Origin of the sequence: Priestia sp. HNGD-A6, assembly GCF_045784335.1 — a bacterium.
Lineage (GTDB): Bacteria > Bacillota > Bacilli > Bacillales > Bacillaceae_H > Priestia > Priestia zanthoxyli.
This window is the reverse complement of sequence record NZ_CP138621.1, coordinates 2,332,651-2,354,000: the sequence shown is the minus strand read 5'-3', so window position 1 is coordinate 2,354,000 and position 21,350 is coordinate 2,332,651. Positions and strand designations below refer to the sequence as shown.

The following is a 21,350-nucleotide window of genomic DNA, read 5'->3' as shown; positions in this document are numbered from 1 at the left end:
ACAGCTACTGCAGTTAAAACCGACTTCCCATATCTCATGATGATAATAATGACAAAATAACTCTTCTAGAGACGTAAGTTCTCTAATAAAATTTAACCGTTCCTTCTTACTCTTTTATTATAGCTAATAAATACTTCACTGTGAATGCCTAGCAAGGACAAATTTCTGAATTTTACAATTTAAAAAGCATGTTCAAACATTTTGCTGCATAGATTGTATTAATCTTGTTCACTAGCACCATAACTAGTAGGGGAGGTCCTTTAATGGATATATTAAAGAAAGTTGAAAGATACCGCGAAGAAGAGAATCGTCTTAAGTGGGAAGGGACATTTGAAGAGTACCTAAAGCTGATTAAAGATGAGCCTTTAATTGCTCAGCCTGCACACTCTAGAGTATACAACATGATAAAGGATGCAGGAATTGAAGAGGTAAATGGTAAAAGACATTATAAATTTTTCAGTGGACAAATGTTTGGACTTGAAGATTCGCTAGAACGCTTGGTGGAAGAATATTTTCACCCAGCTGCAAAGCGTTTAGATGTTCGTAAACGTATTTTACTTTTAATGGGTCCAGTAAGTGGTGGTAAATCGACGCTAGTGACCATGTTAAAAAGAGGGCTTGAAGCTTATTCGCTTACTGATCGAGGAGCTGTTTACGCTATTAAAGGATGCCCAATGCATGAAGATCCGCTGCATTTAATTCCACATCATTTACGTAAAGACTTCTTTGAAGAGTATGGTATCCGAATTGAAGGAAACTTATCTCCTTTAAATACAATGCGATTAGAGGAAGAGTATGGCGGCAGAATTGAAGACGTCATCATCGAACGCATTTTCTTCTCAGAGGACAAACGAACTGGAATTGGAACGTTCAGTCCTTCTGATCCGAAATCTCAAGACATTGCTGACCTAACAGGAAGCATTGACTTTTCAACAATTGCAGAGTATGGATCTGAGTCAGATCCGCGCGCTTACCGCTTTGACGGAGAGCTTAATAAAGCAAACCGGGGAATGATGGAGTTCCAGGAGATGTTAAAATGTGACGAGAAATTTTTATGGCATTTACTCTCTTTAACCCAAGAAGGAAACTTTAAAGCAGGAAGATTTGCTTTAATTAGTGCAGATGAATTAATTGTAGCTCATACAAATGAAACAGAGTATCGCTCGTTTATTTCCAATAAGAAAAATGAAGCTTTGCATTCACGAATTATTGTAATGCCTGTTCCATATAACTTAAAAGTGAGTGATGAGGAAAAAATTTATGACAAAATGATTCGTGAAAGTGACGTATCAGATGTTCATATTGCCCCTCATACACTACGTATTGCGTCTATTTTTACTACGTTAACAAGATTAAAAGAGCCTAAAAAAGGCGATATCGATTTGTTAAAGAAAATGCGCTTATACGACGGTCAATCTGTAGAAGGCTATAATGATGCAGACGTAGAAGAGTTACAAAAAGAATATACGGATGAAGGAATGAGCGGTATTGATCCTCGTTATGTCATTAACCGCATTTCATCTACCATCATTCGAAAAGATATTAAATCAATCAATGCATTAGATGTACTGCGTTCATTGAAGGAAGGATTAGCACAGCATGCGTCTATTTCTGCTGAGGACCGAGAGCGTTACCTGAATTATATTTCTCTGGCGCGTAAAGAATATGATGAAATTGCTAAAAAAGAAGTGCAAAAAGCGTTCGTTTATTCTTACGAAGAGTCTGCTAAAACATTAATGGATAATTATTTAGATAATGTCGAAGCATACTGCAACAAAAATAAGCTTCGTGATCCGCTAACAGGAGAAGAGCTAAATCCAGATGATAAATTAATGCGTTCAATTGAAGAACAAATTGGTATTTCAGAAAATGCGAAAAAAGCATTCCGCGAAGAAATCTTAATTCGTATTTCCGCTTATGCACGTAAAGGAAAACGATTTGACTATAATTCTCATGAACGCTTACGTGAAGCGATTCAGAAAAAACTGTTTGCAGATTTAAAAGACGTAGTGAAAATTACAACGTCCACTAAAACACCAGATGAGCAGCAGCTGAAGAAAGTAAATGAAGTAGTGGCTCGATTGATTGATGAGCATGGATACAATTCAGTATCTGCTAATGAACTGCTGCGCTATGTAGGAAGTTTGTTAAATCGATAACTCAGTACTAACAAGAAAACATGGCACTTCCGATCTGTGCCATGTTTTTCTTATCTCTTAAAATAAACTCTGTATAATTAGGCTAGTGTGTAGTACGCATTGCACTTAACCATCATATGATAAGTCATAAACATATACATGACACTAGACACTATAAAATGAATAGTTAATAGTAAAAGAATTAGTTAGCAAGTATACCATTCTTGCGCATAGGATAAGAGTAACCAACCTTTGAACTAAAGGTATTTGTCAGAAACTTTCGGTATAGCTTATGCATGCCGAGTAAAAACGTGCAGGTGTTTTTTAAATAAGGAGGGGAATAGCGTGGGAAAAGAAGTAGATAAAAGTTTTGCTGTCTCAAAAGAAGACTGGTCCCTCCATCGTAAAGGCCACGATGATCAAAAAAGACATCAAGAAAAAATTAAAGAAGCCATTAAAAATAATTTACCGGACTTAATTACAGAAGAAAATATCGTGATGTCCAATGGAAGAGAAGTTGTTAAAATCCCGATCAAATCATTGGATGAATATCGAATTCGGTACAATTATGATAAAAACAAACATGTGGGTCAAGGTGATGGAGACAGTAAAGTTGGGGATGTAGTAGCACGTGACGGATCTGCTGGAGATGGTCAAAAAGGAGCAGGAAAAGGTCAAGGAGCAGGTGACCAGGCTGGAGAAGACTACTTTGAAGCGGAAGTGTCCCTCATGGAACTTCAAGAGGCTTTATTTGCTCAATTAGAACTGCCTAATCTTCAGCGAAAAGAATCTGATCAAATTGTTGTGGAACACATTGAATTTAATGATATACGACGTACAGGTTTGATGGGGAATATTGATAAAAAACGAACGATGATGAGCGCTTATAAGCGAAACGCAATGACAGGAAAGCCTGCTTTTCATCCTATTTATCCGGAGGATTTAAAATTTAAAACGTGGAATGAAGTTATAAAGCCAGAATCGAAAGCAGTCGTTTTAGCTATGATGGATACGAGCGGTTCGATGGGCATATGGGAAAAATACATGGCACGAAGCTTTTTCTTTTGGATGACACGCTTTTTACGTACGAAATACGAAACGGTGGAAATTGAATTTATTGCGCATCATACAGAGGCAAAAGTAGTGTCAGAAGAAGACTTCTTCTCCAAAGGAGAAAGTGGAGGAACCATCTGCTCATCTGCTTACCGAAAAGCGCTTGAATTAATTAACCAAAAGTATGATCCGAGCCGTTATAATATTTACCCGTTTCATTTTTCAGATGGTGATAACTTAACTTCAGATAACGCAAGGTGTGTAAAGTTAGTAAATGAATTAATGAAAGTGTCAAATATGTTTGGGTATGGGGAAGTGAATCAGTACAATCGACATTCCACTTTAATGTCTGCGTACAAAAACATTCAAGACGAAAGCTTTAGACACTTTATTTTAAAACAAAAATCAGACGTTTTTCATGCGATGAAAAGCTTTTTTAGAAAAGAGACCGAAGACCAAAAATATGCATAACCTAAAAGGCCTAGACTTGTTATCTAGGTCTTTTTTATGCGGTTTATTCAGCGCTTCTTTGGAGATAGTAAAAGTACGACCTTATCCAAAAGGAGAATAAGTGAATGAACGAAAATATAAAGAGTGAAATGCAAAAACATCAACAAAATCAGCGGTTGAATGCAGCCGAGTTAGGTTACTTATGGGCGCAATATTTAGGCGATACGCTGTATGTATGCGTTCTTGGATATTTTCTATCTGTTGTAAAAGATCCAGAGATTAAGGAACTTTTAAAAAAAGCACATCAGTTTTCACAAACTCATGTAGACGAATTGACGGAATTATTCAGTTCAGAAAAAATTCCAATTCCAGTAGGGTTTGGGGAACAAGATGTGAACAAAGGAGTTCCTGCTTTATTCGATGATATTTTTATGGCTATTTATGTAAACGAAATGGCCATTGGAGGTATGAAGAAATATGCCAGAGCGCTAAGCGCAGTGAGAAGGCAAGATATTTATGACCACCTATCTCGATGTGTAAAAGAAAGCGACATTCTTTTAGAGAATTCTAACCACGTTATTTTAAGAAAAAGCATGCTGATGAGACCTCCGGTTATTCCTTATCCTGTAAAAGTGAATTTTGTGGACGAAAAAACATTTATATCACCATTTTTCTCTCAAATGCATCCTTTAACTTCTTTAGAGGTTACCGCTATTCAAGAAATTGTTAATACAAATGTATTAGGTAAAACGCTGATGCTGGCCTTTAGTCAAGTAGCTACCACACAAAAATTACGCTCTTATTTTTTTGATGGAGTCAAGCTTGCAAGTAAGCAAATCAAGCACTTCACCGAGTTACTGTCTGAAGCTGATTTACCAAGTCCGAGGCTGCTTGATGCATATGTAACCAACTCAACGATTTCACCGTTTTCAGATAAGCTGATGATGTATCATACTTCTACAGCGGTGACGATCGCTATTGATAACTGCGGTGCTGGTTTGTCTATGGCCTTCCGTTCGGATGTCGCAGTAGAATTTTCTCAGCTAATTGGGCGTATAGGGAAGTACGGAAAAGATGGAATTCGAATTATGATTGAGCAAGGGTGGATGGAAGAACCTCCAATGGCAACTGATCGTAAGAAGTTGGCAGAGAAATAAGAAAGATATGTTGTGGATTATCAGTAATTTTGCGGTGCTGAAACATATATAGCTAAATGAAAATAGGTTGCTCTAGACCCACTTGAATGAACAGTGATAAGATAAAAAAGCTGATTTTTCAAGAAGTAAGTCGAGGTGTGCAAATGAATAATAGTATAAGGGAGTCCATTGCGAAAAAAGTAGCATGGATTAGCGTATGGAGCAATATTGCCCTTACGCTAGGAAAAGTAATAGTAGGATGGATTGGAAATAGTGATGCCGTATTTGCTGATGGTATTCACTCTGCAGCGGACGTATTTGCCTCTATTATTGTCTTGTTGGTTATACGAGTAGCAAATAAGCCAGCAGATGATGATCATCCATACGGGCATGGAAAAGCAGAAGTAATTGTCTCAGGAATTGTAGGAATTATTTTATTGCTTGTATCATTTTATGTGGTATTTGAAGGAGTCGTTGGTTTATTCCATCCGGTTGAATCTCCAAATATTTTAGCCATGTGGATTGCTGTTATTTCATACATAGCAAAGGTATTATTGTACCGTTATTCTTTAAACGTAGCCAAGCAGCACCACAGTAAGGCAATTGAGGCAATTGCGTTTGATCATAAAGCAGATATTGTTGCTTCTATTGCAGCGGCAATTGGTGTTTTATTATCCATTATTGGTGATAAAATGGATGTTCAACTGCTGTTATACGGAGATAAAATAGCAAGTATCTTTGTTGCTTATTTAATTTTTAACATTGCCAGACAAATGATGGGAGAGTCTTTTCAAATCTTAATGGAAGGCAATATTGATGAAGAGCTACTGAAAGAACTTGAAGAAAGTATTTATGAATTTGAAGATGTGAAGCGGATTGATCGCGTTCGAGCAAGAGAACATGGCCATTACATATTAGTGGATGTACGTATTTCAATTGACCACTTTAAAACAATTAAGGAAGGTCATGATTTAGGACGAGAAATCAAAGCTACACTTATGAAAAAGCATGATAATATTCAGGAAGTATTAATCCATTTGAATCCTTATTATCCAGATTAAATAAGAAGCAGCGAAGTGTTACTCGCTGCTTCTTATTATTTATATATGTAGAAATTAATGAAATGAGTAGCATAAAATAATGAGGGTTTTTATTTATAAAGAATCAAGTTTAATAAAATTGTATAAAGGGAATTGTATTTATTTATTGATGTGATAGGATAAAAAAGCATATAAATGCATTCACTACGAATGAAAGCAGTGGACGGGTACATATAGATAATAATAAATGGTTTTGGGAGTCAAAGAAGGTGATGTTGAAGTGAATGTAAGCATCGGGTCAATTGTTAAAAAAGTCATGTTCACTCTATTTATTGCGTATACGGCAGTGGTCATTTACGCTACGCTCATACGGGAAAACGAACATGTTTACGGAAAAGCAATGAACTTGGATTTATTTAGTACAATCCGTCTGATGTGGGACAGCGGTAATATAATGCTCACTCTGACAAATATACTGGGAAATATCGTGATGTTTGCGCCGCTTGGAATGTTTATTCCGTTGTTTATGAAGTGGTTTGACGGTTTTATTCAAGTCTTTACGACGGGTTTCTTAATCAGTTTTCTGATTGAAATTTTACAGTACAAGCTAACGGAACGAGTATTTGATATTGATGATATCTTTTTGAATACGCTAGGTACATTTATAGGCTGGGTTATTATTAAAATACTATATTGGATTAAGAACATGCTGAAAGCACGTTTCAAAAAAAGATGAAAGGACTTCTTTACGAAGTCCTTTTTGCATCTTGTTGATAGAAACACTTAATGCAGCGTCTTACGGAAGAATGTGAGGATTCAACGATAATGTGCTGACAATTTTGCTGAACAAATAATAACTTTCCTTCAAGCTGCTTAATTTGTTTTTTAAGCTGTTCTACTTCATTATTGATAGATATTTGAACCACTGTTAACAAACTCTTTAGCTTTTTCTTTCATTCCTTCTTTTCTTACTTCGTTTACATCTTTTTCATTTTCTTGAGCCATGTTACGAATATCTTGAGAAATACGCATCGAACAGAATTTAGGTCCACACATTGAACAGAAATGGGCTGTTTTAGCACCTTCAGCGGGAAGTGTTTCATCGTGATATTCTTTTGCGCGCTCTGGATCTAGTGACAGGTTAAATTGATCATTCCATCTAAATTCAAATCTTGCTTTAGACAGAGCATCATCGCGTTTTTGTGCTCCTGGATGGCCTTTTGCTAGGTCAGCAGCATGCGCAGCAATTTTATAGGTGATAACGCCTTCGCGAACGTCTTCTTTATTTGGGAGTCCTAAATGTTCTTTTGGCGTTACGTAGCAAAGCATAGCTGTCCCAAACCAGCCAATCATTGCAGCACCAATACCTGATGTAATATGGTCATAGCCTGGAGCGATGTCGGTTGTAAGCGGTCCAAGAGTATAGAAGGGAGCTTCCTGGCATATTTCCATTTGTTTATCTACGTTTTCTTTGATGAGATGCATTGGAACATGTCCAGGACCTTCAATCATAACTTGAACATCGTGTTTCCAAGCAATTTTAGTTAATTCACCAAGCGTTTCTAATTCACCGAACTGTGCCTCATCATTAGCATCTGCAATGGAACCAGGACGTAGCCCATCGCCAAGCGAAATAGCAATATCGTATGCTTTACAGATTTCACAGATTTCTTCAAAGCGAGTATATAAAAAGTTCTCTTCATGATGAGCTAAACACCACTGCGCCAAGATGGATCCTCCGCGTGAAACAATACCTGTCGTACGTTTCGCTGTCAGAGGAATATAACGTAAAAGAACACCTGCGTGAATAGTAAAGTAATCAACACCTTGTTCTGCTTGTTCAATTAATGTATCGCGGTATGCTTCCCACGTTAGATCTTCTGCTACGCCTTTTACTTTTTCAAGCGCTTGGTAAATAGGAACGGTCCCTACAGGAACAGGCGAGTTGCGGATAATCCATTCGCGTGTTGTGTGAATATCCTTTCCCGTTGATAGATCCATAATTGTATCGGCTCCCCAACGCGTTGCCCATGTCATTTTTTCTACTTCATCTTCAATAGCTGAACGAATAGCTGAATTTCCGATATTAGCATTAATTTTCACATGGAATTTGCGGCCGATAATCATCGGTTCGCTCTCAGGGTGATTGATATTATTAGGGATAATTGCACGTCCTCTTGCTACTTCTTCACGCACAACTTCAGGATCCATCTGTTCGCGAATAGCGATAAATTCCATTTCGGGCGTGATGATTCCTTTTTTCGCATAGTGCATTTGCGTTACATTTTGATTTTTTTTCGCGCGCAAAGGTAAACGATTAATAATAAAGCGCTCGTACTGATCTCTTGGATCACCATCATAATAACCGTTATCCTGTGGCTGAACCGTACGGCCTTGATATGTTTCTACATCGTTTCGTTCTGCAATCCACTTTTCGCGCAGAGCCGGTAATCCTTTTTGTAAATTAATTTCATAAGAGGGATCTGTATAAACACCGCTCGTGTCGTATACACGTACGGGACTATTTTCTTCTTCACCAAAAGACCCTGTAGTAGGAGACTGATGAATTTCACGCATAGGTACTTTAAGGTCTTGTCTGGATCCTTGGACATATACTTTGTGACTGTTTGGAAAAGGCTTTTTCATAGAAACTGATACATTTTGTTTTGACATTACATATTCCTCCGGTTTCGCATAAAGTGTAGCTATACCGAACCATAAAAAAAATCGGGTTCTGTGATAGACAGAACCCGATGGAATAGGCAAAAAAAGAATAAACATATACTATTCTTTTCAAGACTACTTCCCTCCGCTGGTATAACCCAAATCAGGTTCAAAGGGTTAAAGAGTTTTATTGCACTCTTCTCTCAGTCTGAGCTATCAGACACCCCTAGTAGAAATAACATTCAAATTATTCAATTTACGGCTTAAGTTTACCATCATTCGGTAAAAAATCAACCCTTAAATAAAAAAAGCTAGATAATTAGCGTTGTCTAGCAGCATCGATTGCAATCACAATAGCTGTAATAATATGCATGATAAATCCCAAAAATGGAATCCAAGCAACCAGTGAGGTAACAAGCCCTAGTATGTTTCCATAAGCAGATAACCCTCGTCTATTAGCTAAAATGAGTGTAATAGCATGAAGAATAAATCCAATAAAAAGAGGAGTATAGCTAAAGCCCATAACAATCCCCGCGCCAATTAAAGGAATTCCCAGCAAGGCTTCATACCCAGCAGTGACCCATTTCATTGTACGTACATTTCCATTCATAGTAAAAAGCCTCCTAAAAAAGATACTACTATATACGAGAAAAGAGAGAAAAAAGTTTCAAATTACTTAGGGGATATGTCGTATAAGTCAGCCCTATTGGATTAAAATGATAGATGACAGTAAAGGGGGATGGAAAAAACATAATGATTTAGTCATTTTTTCACACTAAAGAAAAATAGTCTAGATGATTCATTTTTAGCTAAGGGACCAGAATTTATACCGAACATAGTGACTGCTTTTTAAAATAAATAAAAGCTGATATCGTGTTTTTTGGTTGTAGCATGTAAGCTTTTTATTACAAATTATTAAAGATTCTTATCTTTTTGCAAATACACATTGTATTTCATAGTTTTAACAATTATGATAAAAAAGCAAGTGTCAAAATAGGAAAATAGTTGAGCATGTAAAACGAAGCGATAAGCTTATTAATTTGAAAGAAAGGCAAGGTACATAGCTTTATGTGGGAAATTATTGTAGCAATCATTTTAGGGATTGTAGAAGGTTTAACAGAGTTTGCTCCTGTTTCGTCAACTGGGCATATGATTATTGTGGATGACCTGTGGTTAAATTCAAAAGAATTATTTTCATCTCCAGTAGCTAATACATTTAAGATTGTTATTCAGCTAGGGTCGATCTTAGCAGTAGTTGTTATTTTTAAAGATCGTTTTATTAATTTATTAGGATTGGGAAAAAAACCAGCTGCTGCAATTGGACCGACAAATCGCTTAAATTTAATGCAGGTAATTGTTGGTTTGTTACCCGCAGGAGTGTTAGGACTTTTGTTTGATGATTACATTGATGAACATTTGTTTTCTTTAAATACGGTGCTAATTGGCTTAGTGGTCGGAGCTGTATTAATGATTCTAGCAGATTTGTTTGGACCTAAACGTCCGCGTGTAGAGACGGTGGACCAAATGTCTTATGGACAAGCACTAGGTATAGGACTGTTTCAATGTATTGCTCTTTGGCCAGGTTTTTCTCGTTCAGGCTCAACGATTTCAGGAGGGGTTCTTCTTGGAATGAGCCATAAGGCAGCCGCAGATTTTACATTTATTATGGCAGTGCCAATTATGGCAGGAGCAAGTGGACTTTCATTGGTTAAAAACTGGCAATATTTCACATCAGATGCACTACCGTTTTTTATTGCTGGTTTTATCAGCGCCTTTATTTTTGCGCTTATATCGATTCGCTTCTTCTTAAAATTAATCAACCGCATTAAATTAGTTCCGTTTGCCATTTATCGAATTGTCTTAGCGGCTATTCTATATTTTGTATTTTTATAAAATAAATAAGCGTATTTTATAGCCATTTAAACTTCTGATAAAGACTTAAAAAGCAAGAAAAAGCTATTGCAACATTGCAATAGCTTTTTTGCATAAATATATATTATTGTCTTTTGAAAGCGTTTTATAAACATGGGTATTGACAAAACGTGTCGAAAAATAGTAAATTAATATTTGTGCAGTATAAAGTTAAGTAAAAGTAAGACTTCTGTTTAGTTTTATTGACTGTAAAAAACGTATGACAACGTATAGATCGTTTTAATTTTATAAAAATTGAATAATAAGCTTAATCGTATAGAGCGGGGGAATCATTATCGGCAGTAAAGCTGCCTTGGGGTGAATCCTTACAAAAGGTAGGAAACTCTCAATTCCGAATCCGACAGTTAACCTCGTTTGCTTTATTGAGAGAAAGAGCCCAAAATAGCGTAAGTAAAAGGCTGTTCTTTCTTAAGAATAGTCTTTTTTGTTTTTTCAGAAAAGTATATACAAATGTCATACATCTTTGGGGAGGTACATCTATGAAAAAAATTCGTTTTGGTTTGGCTACGCAGATTTTTACCGGTTTAATCCTCGGTGTTCTTGTAGGAGTAATTTGGTTTAACGATCCGCGTGTAGTAACATACCTACAGCCGCTAGGAGACCTATTTTTAAGATTAATTAAGATGATTGTTATTCCAATTGTTATCTCAAGCTTAGTCGTTGGAGTTGCAGGAGCAGGAAGCGGTAAACAGGTCGGAAAGCTCGGCGTTAAAACCATTCTCTATTTTGAAATTATTACGACTTTTGCAATTATAATCGGTGTATTGGTTGCTAATATTTTTCATCCTGGGCAAGGTGTAGACATTCATTCAGCACAGAAGAGTGATATTTCACAATACGTTGAAACATCCAAACAGCAAGAAGGAAAGTCAGTGGCTGAAACATTCTTACACATTGTTCCGACAAACTTTTTCCAGTCAATTGTTGAAGGGGACATGCTAGCAATTATCTTCTTTACAGTATTGTTCGCACTTGGAGTAGCGGCAATTGGAGAAAGAGGAAAGCCTGTTGTTCAATTCTTTGACGGCGTTTCTCACGCAATGTTTCACGTGGTAAACCTAGTAATGAAAGTGGCTCCGATTGGAGTATTTGCTTTAATTGGTGTCACAGTTTCGAAATTCGGTTTAGAGTCACTCCTTTCATTAGGAAAGCTTGTTATCTTAGTTTACTTAGCGTTAATTTTCTTCCTACTTGTTGTATTAGGAGGAATTGCGAAATGGGCAGGAATTAACATTTTCCACTTATTCCGCTATATGAAAGATGAACTGTTGTTAGCATACAGTACATCTAGTTCTGAGACAGTTCTTCCGCGTATTATGGAAAAGCTTGAAAAGATGGGCTGTCCAAAAGCTATCGTATCGTTCGTTGTACCAATTGGTTATACATTTAACCTAGATGGTTCTGTTCTTTATCAAGCGATTGCAGCGTTATTCTTAGCGCAAGTGTATGGTATTGATTTAACGATCGTTCAACAGCTGACGCTCATTCTTGTATTGATGGTTACATCTAAAGGAATGGCTGCAGTGCCAGGAACATCATTTGTTGTATTACTAGCTACTCTTGGAACAATCGGCGTTCCGGCAGAAGGATTAGCCTTCATTGCGGGAGTAGACAGAATCATGGATATGGCACGTACGGTTGTTAACTTAGTAGGAAACACACTAGCAGCAATTGTGATGTCTAAATCTGAAGGTAAATTTGACCCTAAAAAAGGTACAGAGGTCATGAGAGCCGGCTAATTTATAAATTAAAAAGCTACTTATTCTATTCAAAAAATTAGAATAAGTAGCTTTTTTCATAATAATTCCTTTATTATTATGGAAATTGAACCTATAATATGTAACATCAGGTATAAATATATCCAAATTTTATTCTTACATAAAAGCAGTCACTGGTTCCTTTCTTTATCAATAAATATAGAGATAGCTTAGCTAGTTGGGGGATAGTAGAGTATGTGGAAAAAGCGAATATGGGTCATCGCCTCGATAGTAATCGTATGTTTGTTAATCCCTTACAGTTTACCGATTGTGTTTGCTTTATTAACAGCATTAGCACTTGAGGGTATTGTTCAAAAATTATATCAATCTTTTAAAATGAAGAGAGTCTATGCAGTGCTTATGACCTTCATTTTATATGTTGTTTCGCTCATACTTATTGGATTTTTTATTGTTCGGACAATCGTTACGCAAGTGGTAGCTCTTTCAAAAATAGCGCCTTCATTTGTAAAAGAAATCTATGAAACCGCAATTTATCCAACTATTATTAAGTGGAAGTACTATTCAAACGCTCTTCCTACGGAAGTGATTTCTTCTATCGAGCGCACGCTTGAAAAAACCGTAAATTCATTAGATTCTCTATTAAAAAGTACGGTAGAAATCATCATTAGCTTTGCCGCTACTGTTCCTGGGTTTCTATTAGAGTTTCTTATTTATTTAGTAGCGCTTGTATTTATCAGCCTTGAGCTGCCTGCTATTAAAAATAAAATTAAGTCATTTTTAACAGAAGAAACGAAATATAAGCTACAAGTTGTCATCACTCAGCTTATCCAAGCGGGGGTTGGTTTTATTAAGGCACAAATTATTTTAAGTGTCATGACGTTTGTAATGGCTTATGTAGGGCTTTGGCTATTAGATGTTCCGTATACCGCGCTGCTTAGTTTATTAATTGTAATTGTCGATATCTTACCAATCCTTGGGACAGGCTCGGTGCTCGTTCCATGGGGGATTTTTGCTCTTACGCAAGGACATGACTCATTAGCAATCGGCTTATTTATTCTATTTGGAGTCATTACGGTAGTAAGACGTGTAGTAGAACCAAAAGTATTTTCTACAAATATGGGTATTTCACCTTTGGCTGCATTAGTTAGTTTGTACATTGGATTTAAACTTTTAGGTTTTGTCGGGTTGTTTTTAGGACCGGCTTTAGTTATTTTATACGATGCTCTTCGTAAAGTAGGTATTATTCAAATTAACTTTAAACTATAAAAGCGCTGGATAAAACTAGCGCTTTTTTTTATTGAAACTTTTGTAGTACGTCATACGTAAAGAGGGAAAGGAAAAAACTATGTCGCGTTGGTTTTTATCTATCAATCGGCTAAATTATAGTTTTGCAGTCTTAGATTTAATGACATGAGGAGGAGAATTTTTGTTAGAGTCGGTTTTACTTTCTTTAATTGAAGCGCTAAAACAGCTCTCTTATTTTGGCGTAATTTTAGCATTAACGTTTGAGTTTGTCCCCGCAGAGCTTGTTTTACCTTTAGTAGGGTATTGGGTGTACCAAGGTGATATGAACTTGTATCTGGCTATCCTTGCAGGTACAGTAGGCGGTGTGTGTGGACCGTTGACTCTTTATGCACTGGGACGTTACGGTGGACGACCGCTAGTTTTAAAATATGGAAAATATTTTTTGGTGAAAGAAAAAGAAATTGACGCTGCCGATCGCTTTTTTAATAAGTACGGCAGCGGGGTCGCTTTTTTTGGACGGTTTATTCCAGGAGTGCGTACGGCTATCTCTTTTCCATGCGGGATGGCAAAAATGAATGTATGGCTGTTTTCTATTTACACATTTGTTGCGATGCTTCCAGTAACGGCTATTTACGTATATTTAGGATATAAGTTAGGACCTAAGTGGAAAGAGGTGGGTCCGATTGTGTCTCAATACATGCAGCCTATTGGAATCGGAATTGTTGTTTTAATTGCGTTGTTTTTTATCATTAAATATGTGCGGAATAAACAAGTAGGACAGAGCTGATAAATCGAGGAAAAGAGTGAGGATATGTCAGAGCATGAACAATTGAGAATAGAATTACGAAAAATTGAAAAGTGGGAGAAAGACCAAAAAGGACTTTTTTTCTGGGAGCGGCTGGCTCGCTTGCCTTTTTCAGCTTTAGATAAAGTAACGCCAAAGTTCATTCATCAAAAAATAGAAAAATTATTAGATGAAATTGCTAAGTATGTTGATAATGGAGGCCAGTATTTAGCTAATACGTCTGCCACGCTAGAGAAAGCATCAGCCCAATTACAAGAAAATAAGCAGCTGTCAATAGAGGATGTTCAGCATTTATCTCTGCAGGAAATGGATGAGTTGGCGGAGTATTTTATTGAAGTCCGAAAAAAGAATGCGCAGCTGCAAGGAGCTACAACCGGAGTAGGTGGAATTTTCACACTGGCGATTGATATTCCTTTTGTATTGGGACTTACGCTTAAGACACTGCAAGAAGTGGCTGTTTCTTATGGTTACGATCCCACTGAGCAAGAGGAACGCATTTTTATGGTCAAATGCATGCAGTTTTCATCCTCTGATATTGTAGGAAAGCGTGCGATTTTAGAAGAATTAGCAAGCGGCAATCGAACGCAGAGCTTGCAGCAGCTCCAAGGTTGGAGAGAAGTGTTTCTAACCTATAGAGACAACTTGGGATGGAAAAAGCTATTTCAAATGATTCCTATAGCAGGGATGGTGTTTGGGGCGTATATTAACAAACAAGCGATTAGCGATATAGGAGAAGTTGGAATGATGCTTTACCGTAAAAGACGCATTTTAGAAAAAGTCTCACAATCTAAAAAATAAAAATAGGCTGGTATGAAAGTATTTTAGTTGAAGAAAAATCCGAACGAGTTTGATTCTTAGTTGAGAATCAAATACGTTCGGATTTTTTTATTGATATAGTAAATGTAGCTTTCATGTATTTAGTTGCCTCTAGGTGTTGATTGGAGGCAAGGCGAAGACTCCTGCGGAAAAAGCGGAACAGATGAGACCCCGCAGGAGCGCAAGCGACGAGGAGGCTCAACGGCCGCCCGAGGAAAGCGAAGCCTTGCACGGAAATCAACAGCGGTGTAACGAGCGATTCATATTAGATCGTTTACCTTTTTGTGCGTGTGTAGATGGGATTGATTTGTTTATGTCTCGATTACTTTTTTTCGACATTATTTCTGGGGAAATATGTCGAGGTGTGTTAAGCCTATTTCCTTAATCAAAATGAAAAGTAGGAATGGTAATAGTATTTTTTCGTCTGGCAATCAGTAAATAAATAATTCCAATTATACTCCATACAATACCGATAAATAAGGATGTTTTTTCTAAGTTAAGCCACATAAAAAATAAAAATAAACTGCCGAGTAAAGGCATAAGTACATATGAAATATATCCACTGAGAGATCGTTTGTTTTGTTGAATAAAATAATGGATAAAAACCGCTATGTTAACTGAACTGAACGCAATTAAAGCACCAAAATTAATTAAAGAGGTAGCTTTTTCAAGAGACAGACTTAGTGAAATTAAAGAGAGACCACCAATAATGACTACGTTCCAAACAGGCGTCTTTGTTTTAGGGTGAATATAGCCAAAAATTCTCCGTGGCAGATAACCATCTTTCCCAATTGCGTAGAGAAGTCTTGATGCACTCATATGTGAGACAAGTCCAGAAGCAATAGTTGATGTTAAGGCTGCTGCTACAAAAATAGATTGAAACAGCTGGCCGCCAATTTTATAAGCGATTTCAGCCGATGCACCTTCTAAATCATGAAACAAAGAGGCTGAAGGGAAAAGAAGCTGAGCAAAGTAAGAAACCGTAATAAATAAGGCGCCTCCCGTACATGCAATAATGAGAATCCCTTTGGGAATGGTTTTCTCAGGCTTAAGTGTTTCTTCAGCCATGGTGGTTACAGCATCAAACCCTAAAAAAGAAAAGCATAAAATAGCTGCTCCGTTTAATAAAAGAGATATAGAAGCCGATTCACTTATAAACGGTTTAAATGATAGCTCTTGCCCTTGAGTTGTAGCACTTAAAATAATAAAGATGATAGCTACTAAAATTTGAAAAGCAACTAATAGCGTACCAAAAGAAACGGTTAAATGAACGCTAAAAATATTCATTATGGTCATGATGACCACAAAGCTGATAATCCATACGGCTTTTGGAACACCTGGAAACAGAGAGCTTAGGTAAATATTTGTCAAAAGTGCATTAATCATCGGTAGAAATAGATAATCAAGAAGAGCCGTCCATCCTACCAAAAAACCAATGCTTGGATTCATTACTTGCTGTGCGTATGTATAAGAAGAACCAGCTCCAGGAAAAGCTTTTACCATTTTTCCATAACTAATGGCTGTGAATAAAATAGCAATCAACGTGAATGCATAAGCACCTGAAACATGTCCATCTGTGGATTCAGTTACAATGCCAAATGTATCGAAAACGGCCATGGGTGCCATGTAGCCTAATCCTATCACGACGATATGCCATAATTTTAGTTGTTTAAGAAGAGAAGGTCCATGATTCATATTTGTCATCCTTTCTGTGTATAATCATTCTGCAATATTTATTATTATACTATATTGTTAGATTTGTCATCTTTTTTTGAAAAAGAAGAGAAAATTGCGCGCTAAGAGATAAAGAGCGTTTAGTTAATTACTAGATAAAGCAAAAAAATGCTTTTTTTCACTTTGATTTTTACCATTGAGTCTAGAAAGCATTTTACATAAAATGAAAGAAAGTAAAAAAGCTTTCGATTAGTATGATCTACTTGTAATAAATACGAAAACAAACTTTTGAATGCGGTTACATTTTTGCAGGTGTATAAACTTATAATGATGATAAAGGAGATGAAGGAAGTGATTGCTACACCCTATATAAACTTGGAGATAAACAAGGGACCAGGTGTGCATGTTGTATTGGATGAAACAAAAAAAGATGGTGTTTATTTTATTAAATTAACGGTCAAGTCGATTAAAAAAAGAAGTCTTCCAAAAATGGCGTTAAAATGGAGCGTTCCGTTGTTAGATATCCAGCTATATAAATCTATACAAACTAGTCAGGGAGATGTGAGTACCTCTTCTGTTCATTGTTTTATGAATAAAAATGGCTCTAACCGCTACACTATTGCATGTTCAGACATACTTCACCCTATTCGGTGTGCCCCCAATTGGAAGGAAATGTGTCTAGATGTGGAGATGAACTTATTTAGTGAAAGCACTTGGTCTCTTCATAGCTACGAAACTGAACTGCGAGTAGATACAAGAATGATTGAAACAGAAGAGTTATTCAAAGATTTAGCGAAATGGTATGAAAGAAAAGAGATTAATCTAGCATCTGCTGTTGAGCATGCAACGGCAATAGATGAAAAAGGAAATGTCTCGTTAGATATTTGATGGTGAGGAGAGAGATAGAGTGGGGATCTTATTTAATGAACGTACAAAGGAGTTTCACCTGCAGGGCCGCGATGTAAGTTATATCTTTTCAGTGTTGAGAAACGAGCAGCTTGGTCACTTGTACTATGGAAAAAAGCTTAAGCACCGTCCGTCTTTTCAGCATTTTTTACGTGTGGAAACAAGAGGAGCTAGCGCTTCGGTCTATGAAGGAGAACTAGCATTTTCTCTTGAAACAATCAAACAAGAGTATCCTTCTTATGGGACAACAGACTTCAGAGAGCCAGCCTACCAACTTCTTCAGCAAAACGGAAGCCGAGTCACCAATTTTGAATACGATAACCATAAAATTTACAAGGGCAAGAAGCCATTAAACGGCTTACCTGCTACATACGTAGAAGAAGAGAGTGAAGCCACGAGTGTAGAAGTTGAACTGATTGATAAATTGCTCAATGCATCACTTATTTTAACGTATACCGTTTACGAAGACCGAAATATTATTACGCGTCACGCACGATTTGAACATAGAGGAGAAGAACCAGTCGATATTTTGCGTATCATGAGCGGCAGCATTGATTTGCCCACATCAAACTATGAAATGGTTCAGCTTTCCGGTGCTTGGATTCGAGAGAGACACGTGAAAACAAGAATGCTTCAGCCGGGTATTCAAAGTATTTCTAGTGCGAGAGGTACAAGCAGCAGTCAGCAAAACCCGTTTTTAATTTTAAAGAATCCAGCTGCAACTGAACACAGTGGAGAAGCGTATGGTTTTAGTCTTGTATACAGCGGAAACTTTCTTGGACAAGTGGAAGTAGATCACTATAATGTATCAAGAATAACGATGGGTATTCATCCTTTTGATTTTCAGTGGCGACTAGAAAGTGGACAAACTTTTCAATCACCAGAACTAGTATTGGCTTATTCAAATAACGGGCTAAACGGTCTTAGCCAAGAGTATCATAAGCTTTATCGCAAGCGTCTCGCTAGAGGAAAATGGCGGGATTTAGAGCGACCAGTTTTAATTAATAACTGGGAAGCGACGTATTTTGATTTTAACGAAGAGAAAATTGTACACATTGCCAAAGAAGCACAAAAGCTGGGCGTTGAACTTTTTGTATTGGATGACGGCTGGTTTGGTAAACGTAATGATGATACAACTTCTCTTGGAGACTGGTTTGTAGATGAAAATAAGCTTCCGGGCGGTATGAAATCATTGGCTCAAAAAGTAACGGATTTAGGTATGGACTTTGGATTATGGTTTGAACCTGAAATGATTTCAAAGCAAAGCAACTTGTATGAAAAGCATCCAGATTGGTTGATTCATGTGCCAAATCGTCATCAGTCTCATGGACGAAATCAATATGTGCTTGATTTTTCACGAGAAGAAGTAGTGAATTATATTTATGAACGAATGGAAGCTATTTTAAGTGAAGCACCTATCTCGTATATAAAATGGGATATGAACCGAAATATAACGGAGATTGGATCTGTTGGGCTACCCGCGAATCGCCAGTTTGAAGTAGTACATCGCTACATTTTAGGAGTATATGATTTGTATGAGCGACTAACAAAGAAGTTTCCGGATATTTTATTTGAATCGTGTGCAAGCGGGGGCGCTAGATTTGATCCGGGAATGCTTTATTATGCTCCTCAAGCTTGGACGAGCGATAACACGGACGCGATTGAACGTCTGAAAATTCAGTACGGCACGTCTTTTGCTTATCCAATCAGTTCAATGGGAGCACACGTATCAGCCGTACCAAATCATCAAGTACGCAGAGTAACAAGTCTAGAAACAAGAGGAGACGTTGCGTATTTTGGCGCATTCGGTTATGAGTTAGATGTTACGCTGATGACAGAAGATGAAAAAGAAACGGTAAAAAAACAAATTCAGTATTATAAAAAATACCGATCTCTTATTCAAAATGGAAGATTCTATCGATTAAAAAGTCCGTTTGAACAAGATGGAAATGTGACGAGCTGGATGGTTGTTTCATCCGATCAAAAGCAGGCAATCATCGGTTATTATCAAGTATTAGCTAGATCAAATCCTTCTTATGAACGCATTGAGCTAAAAGGGCTTCATCCTGATTATGAATATACAGTGATGGAAACAGACCAAACAGCTTATGGAGATGAGCTCATGTACGCAGGAATTGCTCTAACTCATGAATATCCGGGTGTTGAAGCATACGATAAAAAATCTGGAGACTTTGTATCGGTTATTTACACACTGCAAGCGCAATAAGCAAAGAGGCTGGGACATAACGAACTAAATCCAATCGAAAGATGAACAAATGAGATACATGAGCTGGACTGCTTATGACACCGCAATTGATTTCCGTGCAAGGCTTCGCTTTCGCTCCTGCGGGGTCTCACCTGTTCCGCTTTTCCCGCAGGAGTCTTCGCCTTGCCCTCCAATCAACTTCTAGAAGGAACGAAACAAATAAAACGATATGCATCATCAAAAAAAAACGAACCACTCATCAAACAGGTTGATGAATGGTTCGTTTTTTACTTGGGCTCAACTACTTTTGTCCCAGCCTCTTTAAGTTAACTATTATTTATGAAGTGTTGACATAAAAGGCGTGATAATGGTAACTTTTAGTTATAATTGTTAACTTTATATTTTTTTAGTTTACTAAAGTGGAGGGGAATCGATGGAAACCACAAGTTTAAGAGATTGGAAAGCACTTGCTCAGTCTATTATTAAAGGGAAAGAAATTACATACAAAGAAGCGCTTCAACTTCTTTATGTACCGGATGAAGAAGTGTTAGAGGTCATGAATGCCGCGTACTTAATTCGTCATCATCATTATGGAAAAAAAGTAAAGCTTAATATGATTATTAATACTAAATCGGGTTTATGCCCAGAAGACTGTGGATATTGTTCGCAGTCGATTGTATCAGAAGCGCCGATTGATAAGTATGCGTGGTTAACAAAAGAGAAAATTGTAGAAGGTGCTTTTGAAGCTCAAAAAAGAAAAGCAGGTACATATTGTATCGTAGCGTCAGGCCGCCGCCCTACTGATAAAGAAGTAGCGCACGTAGTGGGAGCGGTAAAGGAAATTCGTCAAAAGACAGACTTGAAAATCTGTGCCTGTCTAGGATTTTTAACAGATGATCAAGCACACGAACTAGTCGAGGCGGGTGTTCATCGCTATAATCATAATTTAAATACTCACGCTGATAACTATGACAATATTTGTTCTACGCATGGCTATGAAGATCGAGTCGATACGGTTACTACATCTAAAAAAGCAGGTTTGTCACCTTGTTCCGGTGCAATTTTTGGAATGGGCGAGACAAATGAACAAGCCGTTGAATTAGCTTTTCAAATTAAAAAGTTAGATGCAGATTCTATTCCATGCAATTTTCTTGTTGCCGTTCCAGGAACGCCTCTAGAAGACAAAAAGGCGTTAAAGCCAATGCAATGCTTAAAGCTGTTAGCGATGATGCGTTTTGTAAATCCAACCAAAGAAATTCGAATTTCAGGAGGCAGAGAAGTTAACCTCAGATCACTTCAGCCGCTTGGTTTGTTTGCTGCAAACTCAATTTTTGTAGGCGATTATTTAACGACTCAAGGTCAAGAACCTACAGCTGACTGGGGATTAATTGAAGATTTAGGATTTGAAATCGAAGAATGTGCACTGTGAAGCCGTTGAGAAATCAACGGCTTTTTTTATCTTCAGCAGATTTACAGGAACTATACGTTTACTTTACAAAACTCAACAGCTTCTTTATATTGCCTTCACAAATAACCATTATTATAAAACATGTGAACGATAAGTGAA

General features: G+C 37.2%; 17 protein-coding genes and 2 riboswitches. Of the genes, 14 read left to right on the top strand and 3 right to left on the bottom strand.

Features of this window, described 5'->3' with window-relative positions; all coding sequences use genetic code 11:
* Window positions 1-263: 263 nt before the first annotated feature.
* From SCI76_RS11825 to SCI76_RS11805, 5 genes are all read left to right on the top strand, one after another.
* Window positions 264-2,159, top strand: a complete 1,896-nt coding sequence (locus SCI76_RS11825; protein ID WP_013055179.1) for a PrkA family serine protein kinase — start codon at window positions 264-266, stop codon at window positions 2,157-2,159.
* Window positions 2,160-2,483: 324 nt separating this feature from the next.
* Window positions 2,484-3,662 (top strand): sporulation protein YhbH, encoded by a 1,179-nt coding sequence (yhbH, locus tag SCI76_RS11820; protein ID WP_028412691.1) that lies wholly within the window; start codon window positions 2,484-2,486, stop codon window positions 3,660-3,662.
* Window positions 3,663-3,766: 104 nt separating this feature from the next.
* Complete coding sequence (locus SCI76_RS11815) at window positions 3,767-4,798, top strand: DUF3231 family protein (RefSeq protein ID WP_028412690.1); 1,032 nt, start codon at window positions 3,767-3,769, stop codon at window positions 4,796-4,798.
* A 143-nt stretch (window positions 4,799-4,941) separates the two neighbouring features.
* The gene (locus SCI76_RS11810) at window positions 4,942-5,838 is read left to right on the top strand and encodes a cation diffusion facilitator family transporter (RefSeq protein ID WP_014461808.1); all 897 of its coding nucleotides are present in this window, start codon (window positions 4,942-4,944) and stop codon (window positions 5,836-5,838) included.
* Window positions 5,839-6,097: 259 nt separating this feature from the next.
* Complete coding sequence (locus SCI76_RS11805) at window positions 6,098-6,553, top strand: VanZ family protein (RefSeq protein ID WP_368078271.1); 456 nt, start codon at window positions 6,098-6,100, stop codon at window positions 6,551-6,553.
* Window positions 6,554-6,720: 167 nt separating this feature from the next.
* On the opposite strand, the gene thiC is transcribed toward SCI76_RS11805, so the two are convergent.
* On the bottom strand, window positions 6,721-8,490 hold the full coding sequence (gene thiC / locus SCI76_RS11800; RefSeq protein WP_407545218.1) for a phosphomethylpyrimidine synthase ThiC: 1,770 nt from the start codon (window positions 8,488-8,490) through the stop codon (window positions 6,721-6,723).
* Window positions 8,491-8,604: 114 nt separating this feature from the next.
* Window positions 8,605-8,719, bottom strand: a riboswitch (TPP riboswitch).
* An 81-nt stretch (window positions 8,720-8,800) separates the two neighbouring features.
* Entirely contained in the window at window positions 8,801-9,091 is a 291-nt protein-coding gene (locus tag SCI76_RS11795; RefSeq protein ID WP_014461804.1) for a hypothetical protein, read from the bottom strand.
* Window positions 9,092-9,549: 458 nt separating this feature from the next.
* Between SCI76_RS11795 and SCI76_RS11790 the strand changes: the two genes are divergently transcribed.
* From SCI76_RS11790 to SCI76_RS11765, 6 genes are all read left to right on the top strand, one after another.
* Window positions 9,550-10,374, top strand: coding sequence for an undecaprenyl-diphosphate phosphatase (locus tag SCI76_RS11790; protein ID WP_028412683.1), 825 nt, complete (start codon window positions 9,550-9,552; stop codon window positions 10,372-10,374).
* A 273-nt stretch (window positions 10,375-10,647) separates the two neighbouring features.
* Window positions 10,648-10,787, top strand: a riboswitch (cyclic di-AMP (ydaO/yuaA leader).
* Between the two features lie 105 nt (window positions 10,788-10,892).
* Complete coding sequence (locus tag SCI76_RS11785; protein WP_025753247.1) at window positions 10,893-12,152, top strand: cation:dicarboxylate symporter family transporter; 1,260 nt, start codon at window positions 10,893-10,895, stop codon at window positions 12,150-12,152.
* A 213-nt stretch (window positions 12,153-12,365) separates the two neighbouring features.
* Window positions 12,366-13,397 carry a sporulation integral membrane protein YtvI gene (gene ytvI / locus SCI76_RS11780; RefSeq protein ID WP_407545217.1) on the top strand — a complete coding sequence of 344 codons (1,032 nt, stop codon included), beginning with the start codon at window positions 12,366-12,368 and terminating at the stop codon, window positions 13,395-13,397.
* A gap of 160 nt (window positions 13,398-13,557) precedes the next feature.
* The gene (locus tag SCI76_RS11775; RefSeq protein WP_013055189.1) at window positions 13,558-14,163 is read left to right on the top strand and encodes a DedA family protein; all 606 of its coding nucleotides are present in this window, start codon (window positions 13,558-13,560) and stop codon (window positions 14,161-14,163) included.
* A gap of 24 nt (window positions 14,164-14,187) precedes the next feature.
* Complete coding sequence (locus SCI76_RS11770; RefSeq protein ID WP_028412681.1) at window positions 14,188-14,979, top strand: EcsC family protein; 792 nt, start codon at window positions 14,188-14,190, stop codon at window positions 14,977-14,979.
* Between the two features lie 123 nt (window positions 14,980-15,102).
* Window positions 15,103-15,249 carry a hypothetical protein gene (locus SCI76_RS11765; RefSeq protein WP_407545216.1) on the top strand — a complete coding sequence of 49 codons (147 nt, stop codon included), beginning with the start codon at window positions 15,103-15,105 and terminating at the stop codon, window positions 15,247-15,249.
* Between the two features lie 129 nt (window positions 15,250-15,378).
* Here the strand turns inward: SCI76_RS11765 and SCI76_RS11760 are convergent, their stop codons facing one another.
* Window positions 15,379-16,692 carry an APC family permease gene (locus tag SCI76_RS11760; RefSeq protein ID WP_028412680.1) on the bottom strand — a complete coding sequence of 438 codons (1,314 nt, stop codon included), beginning with the start codon at window positions 16,690-16,692 and terminating at the stop codon, window positions 15,379-15,381.
* Window positions 16,693-17,013: 321 nt separating this feature from the next.
* Between SCI76_RS11760 and SCI76_RS11755 the strand changes: the two genes are divergently transcribed.
* From SCI76_RS11755 to bioB, 3 genes are all read left to right on the top strand, one after another.
* The gene (locus SCI76_RS11755) at window positions 17,014-17,559 is read left to right on the top strand and encodes a hypothetical protein (RefSeq protein WP_223546639.1); all 546 of its coding nucleotides are present in this window, start codon (window positions 17,014-17,016) and stop codon (window positions 17,557-17,559) included.
* Between the two features lie 19 nt (window positions 17,560-17,578).
* Window positions 17,579-19,804 carry an alpha-galactosidase gene (locus SCI76_RS11750; RefSeq protein ID WP_407545215.1) on the top strand — a complete coding sequence of 742 codons (2,226 nt, stop codon included), beginning with the start codon at window positions 17,579-17,581 and terminating at the stop codon, window positions 19,802-19,804.
* A gap of 412 nt (window positions 19,805-20,216) precedes the next feature.
* Window positions 20,217-21,212 (top strand): biotin synthase BioB, encoded by a 996-nt coding sequence (gene bioB, locus SCI76_RS11745; RefSeq protein ID WP_034264346.1) that lies wholly within the window; start codon window positions 20,217-20,219, stop codon window positions 21,210-21,212.
* Window positions 21,213-21,350: the final 138 nt, after the last annotated feature.

What these genes read in the sequence shown, in the direction of transcription:
- SCI76_RS11795 (WP_014461804.1), bottom strand. Translation starts at nt 9,091, where the DNA reads ATGAATGGAAATGTACGTACAATGAAATGGGTCACTGCTGGGTATGAA.
- SCI76_RS11790 (WP_028412683.1), top strand. Translation starts at nt 9,550, where the DNA reads ATGTGGGAAATTATTGTAGCAATCATTTTAGGGATTGTAGAAGGTTTA.
- SCI76_RS11785 (WP_025753247.1), top strand. Translation starts at nt 10,893, where the DNA reads ATGAAAAAAATTCGTTTTGGTTTGGCTACGCAGATTTTTACCGGTTTA.
- SCI76_RS11770 (WP_028412681.1), top strand. Translation starts at nt 14,188, where the DNA reads ATGTCAGAGCATGAACAATTGAGAATAGAATTACGAAAAATTGAAAAG.
- bioB (WP_034264346.1), top strand. Translation starts at nt 20,217, where the DNA reads ATGGAAACCACAAGTTTAAGAGATTGGAAAGCACTTGCTCAGTCTATT.
- ytvI (WP_407545217.1), top strand. Translation starts at nt 12,366, where the DNA reads ATGTGGAAAAAGCGAATATGGGTCATCGCCTCGATAGTAATCGTATGT.
- thiC (WP_407545218.1), bottom strand. Translation starts at nt 8,490, where the DNA reads ATGTCAAAACAAAATGTATCAGTTTCTATGAAAAAGCCTTTTCCAAAC.
- SCI76_RS11825 (WP_013055179.1), top strand. Translation starts at nt 264, where the DNA reads ATGGATATATTAAAGAAAGTTGAAAGATACCGCGAAGAAGAGAATCGT.
- SCI76_RS11815 (WP_028412690.1), top strand. Translation starts at nt 3,767, where the DNA reads ATGAACGAAAATATAAAGAGTGAAATGCAAAAACATCAACAAAATCAG.
- SCI76_RS11755 (WP_223546639.1), top strand. Translation starts at nt 17,014, where the DNA reads ATGAAGGAAGTGATTGCTACACCCTATATAAACTTGGAGATAAACAAG.
- SCI76_RS11760 (WP_028412680.1), bottom strand. Translation starts at nt 16,692, where the DNA reads ATGAATCATGGACCTTCTCTTCTTAAACAACTAAAATTATGGCATATC.
- SCI76_RS11810 (WP_014461808.1), top strand. Translation starts at nt 4,942, where the DNA reads ATGAATAATAGTATAAGGGAGTCCATTGCGAAAAAAGTAGCATGGATT.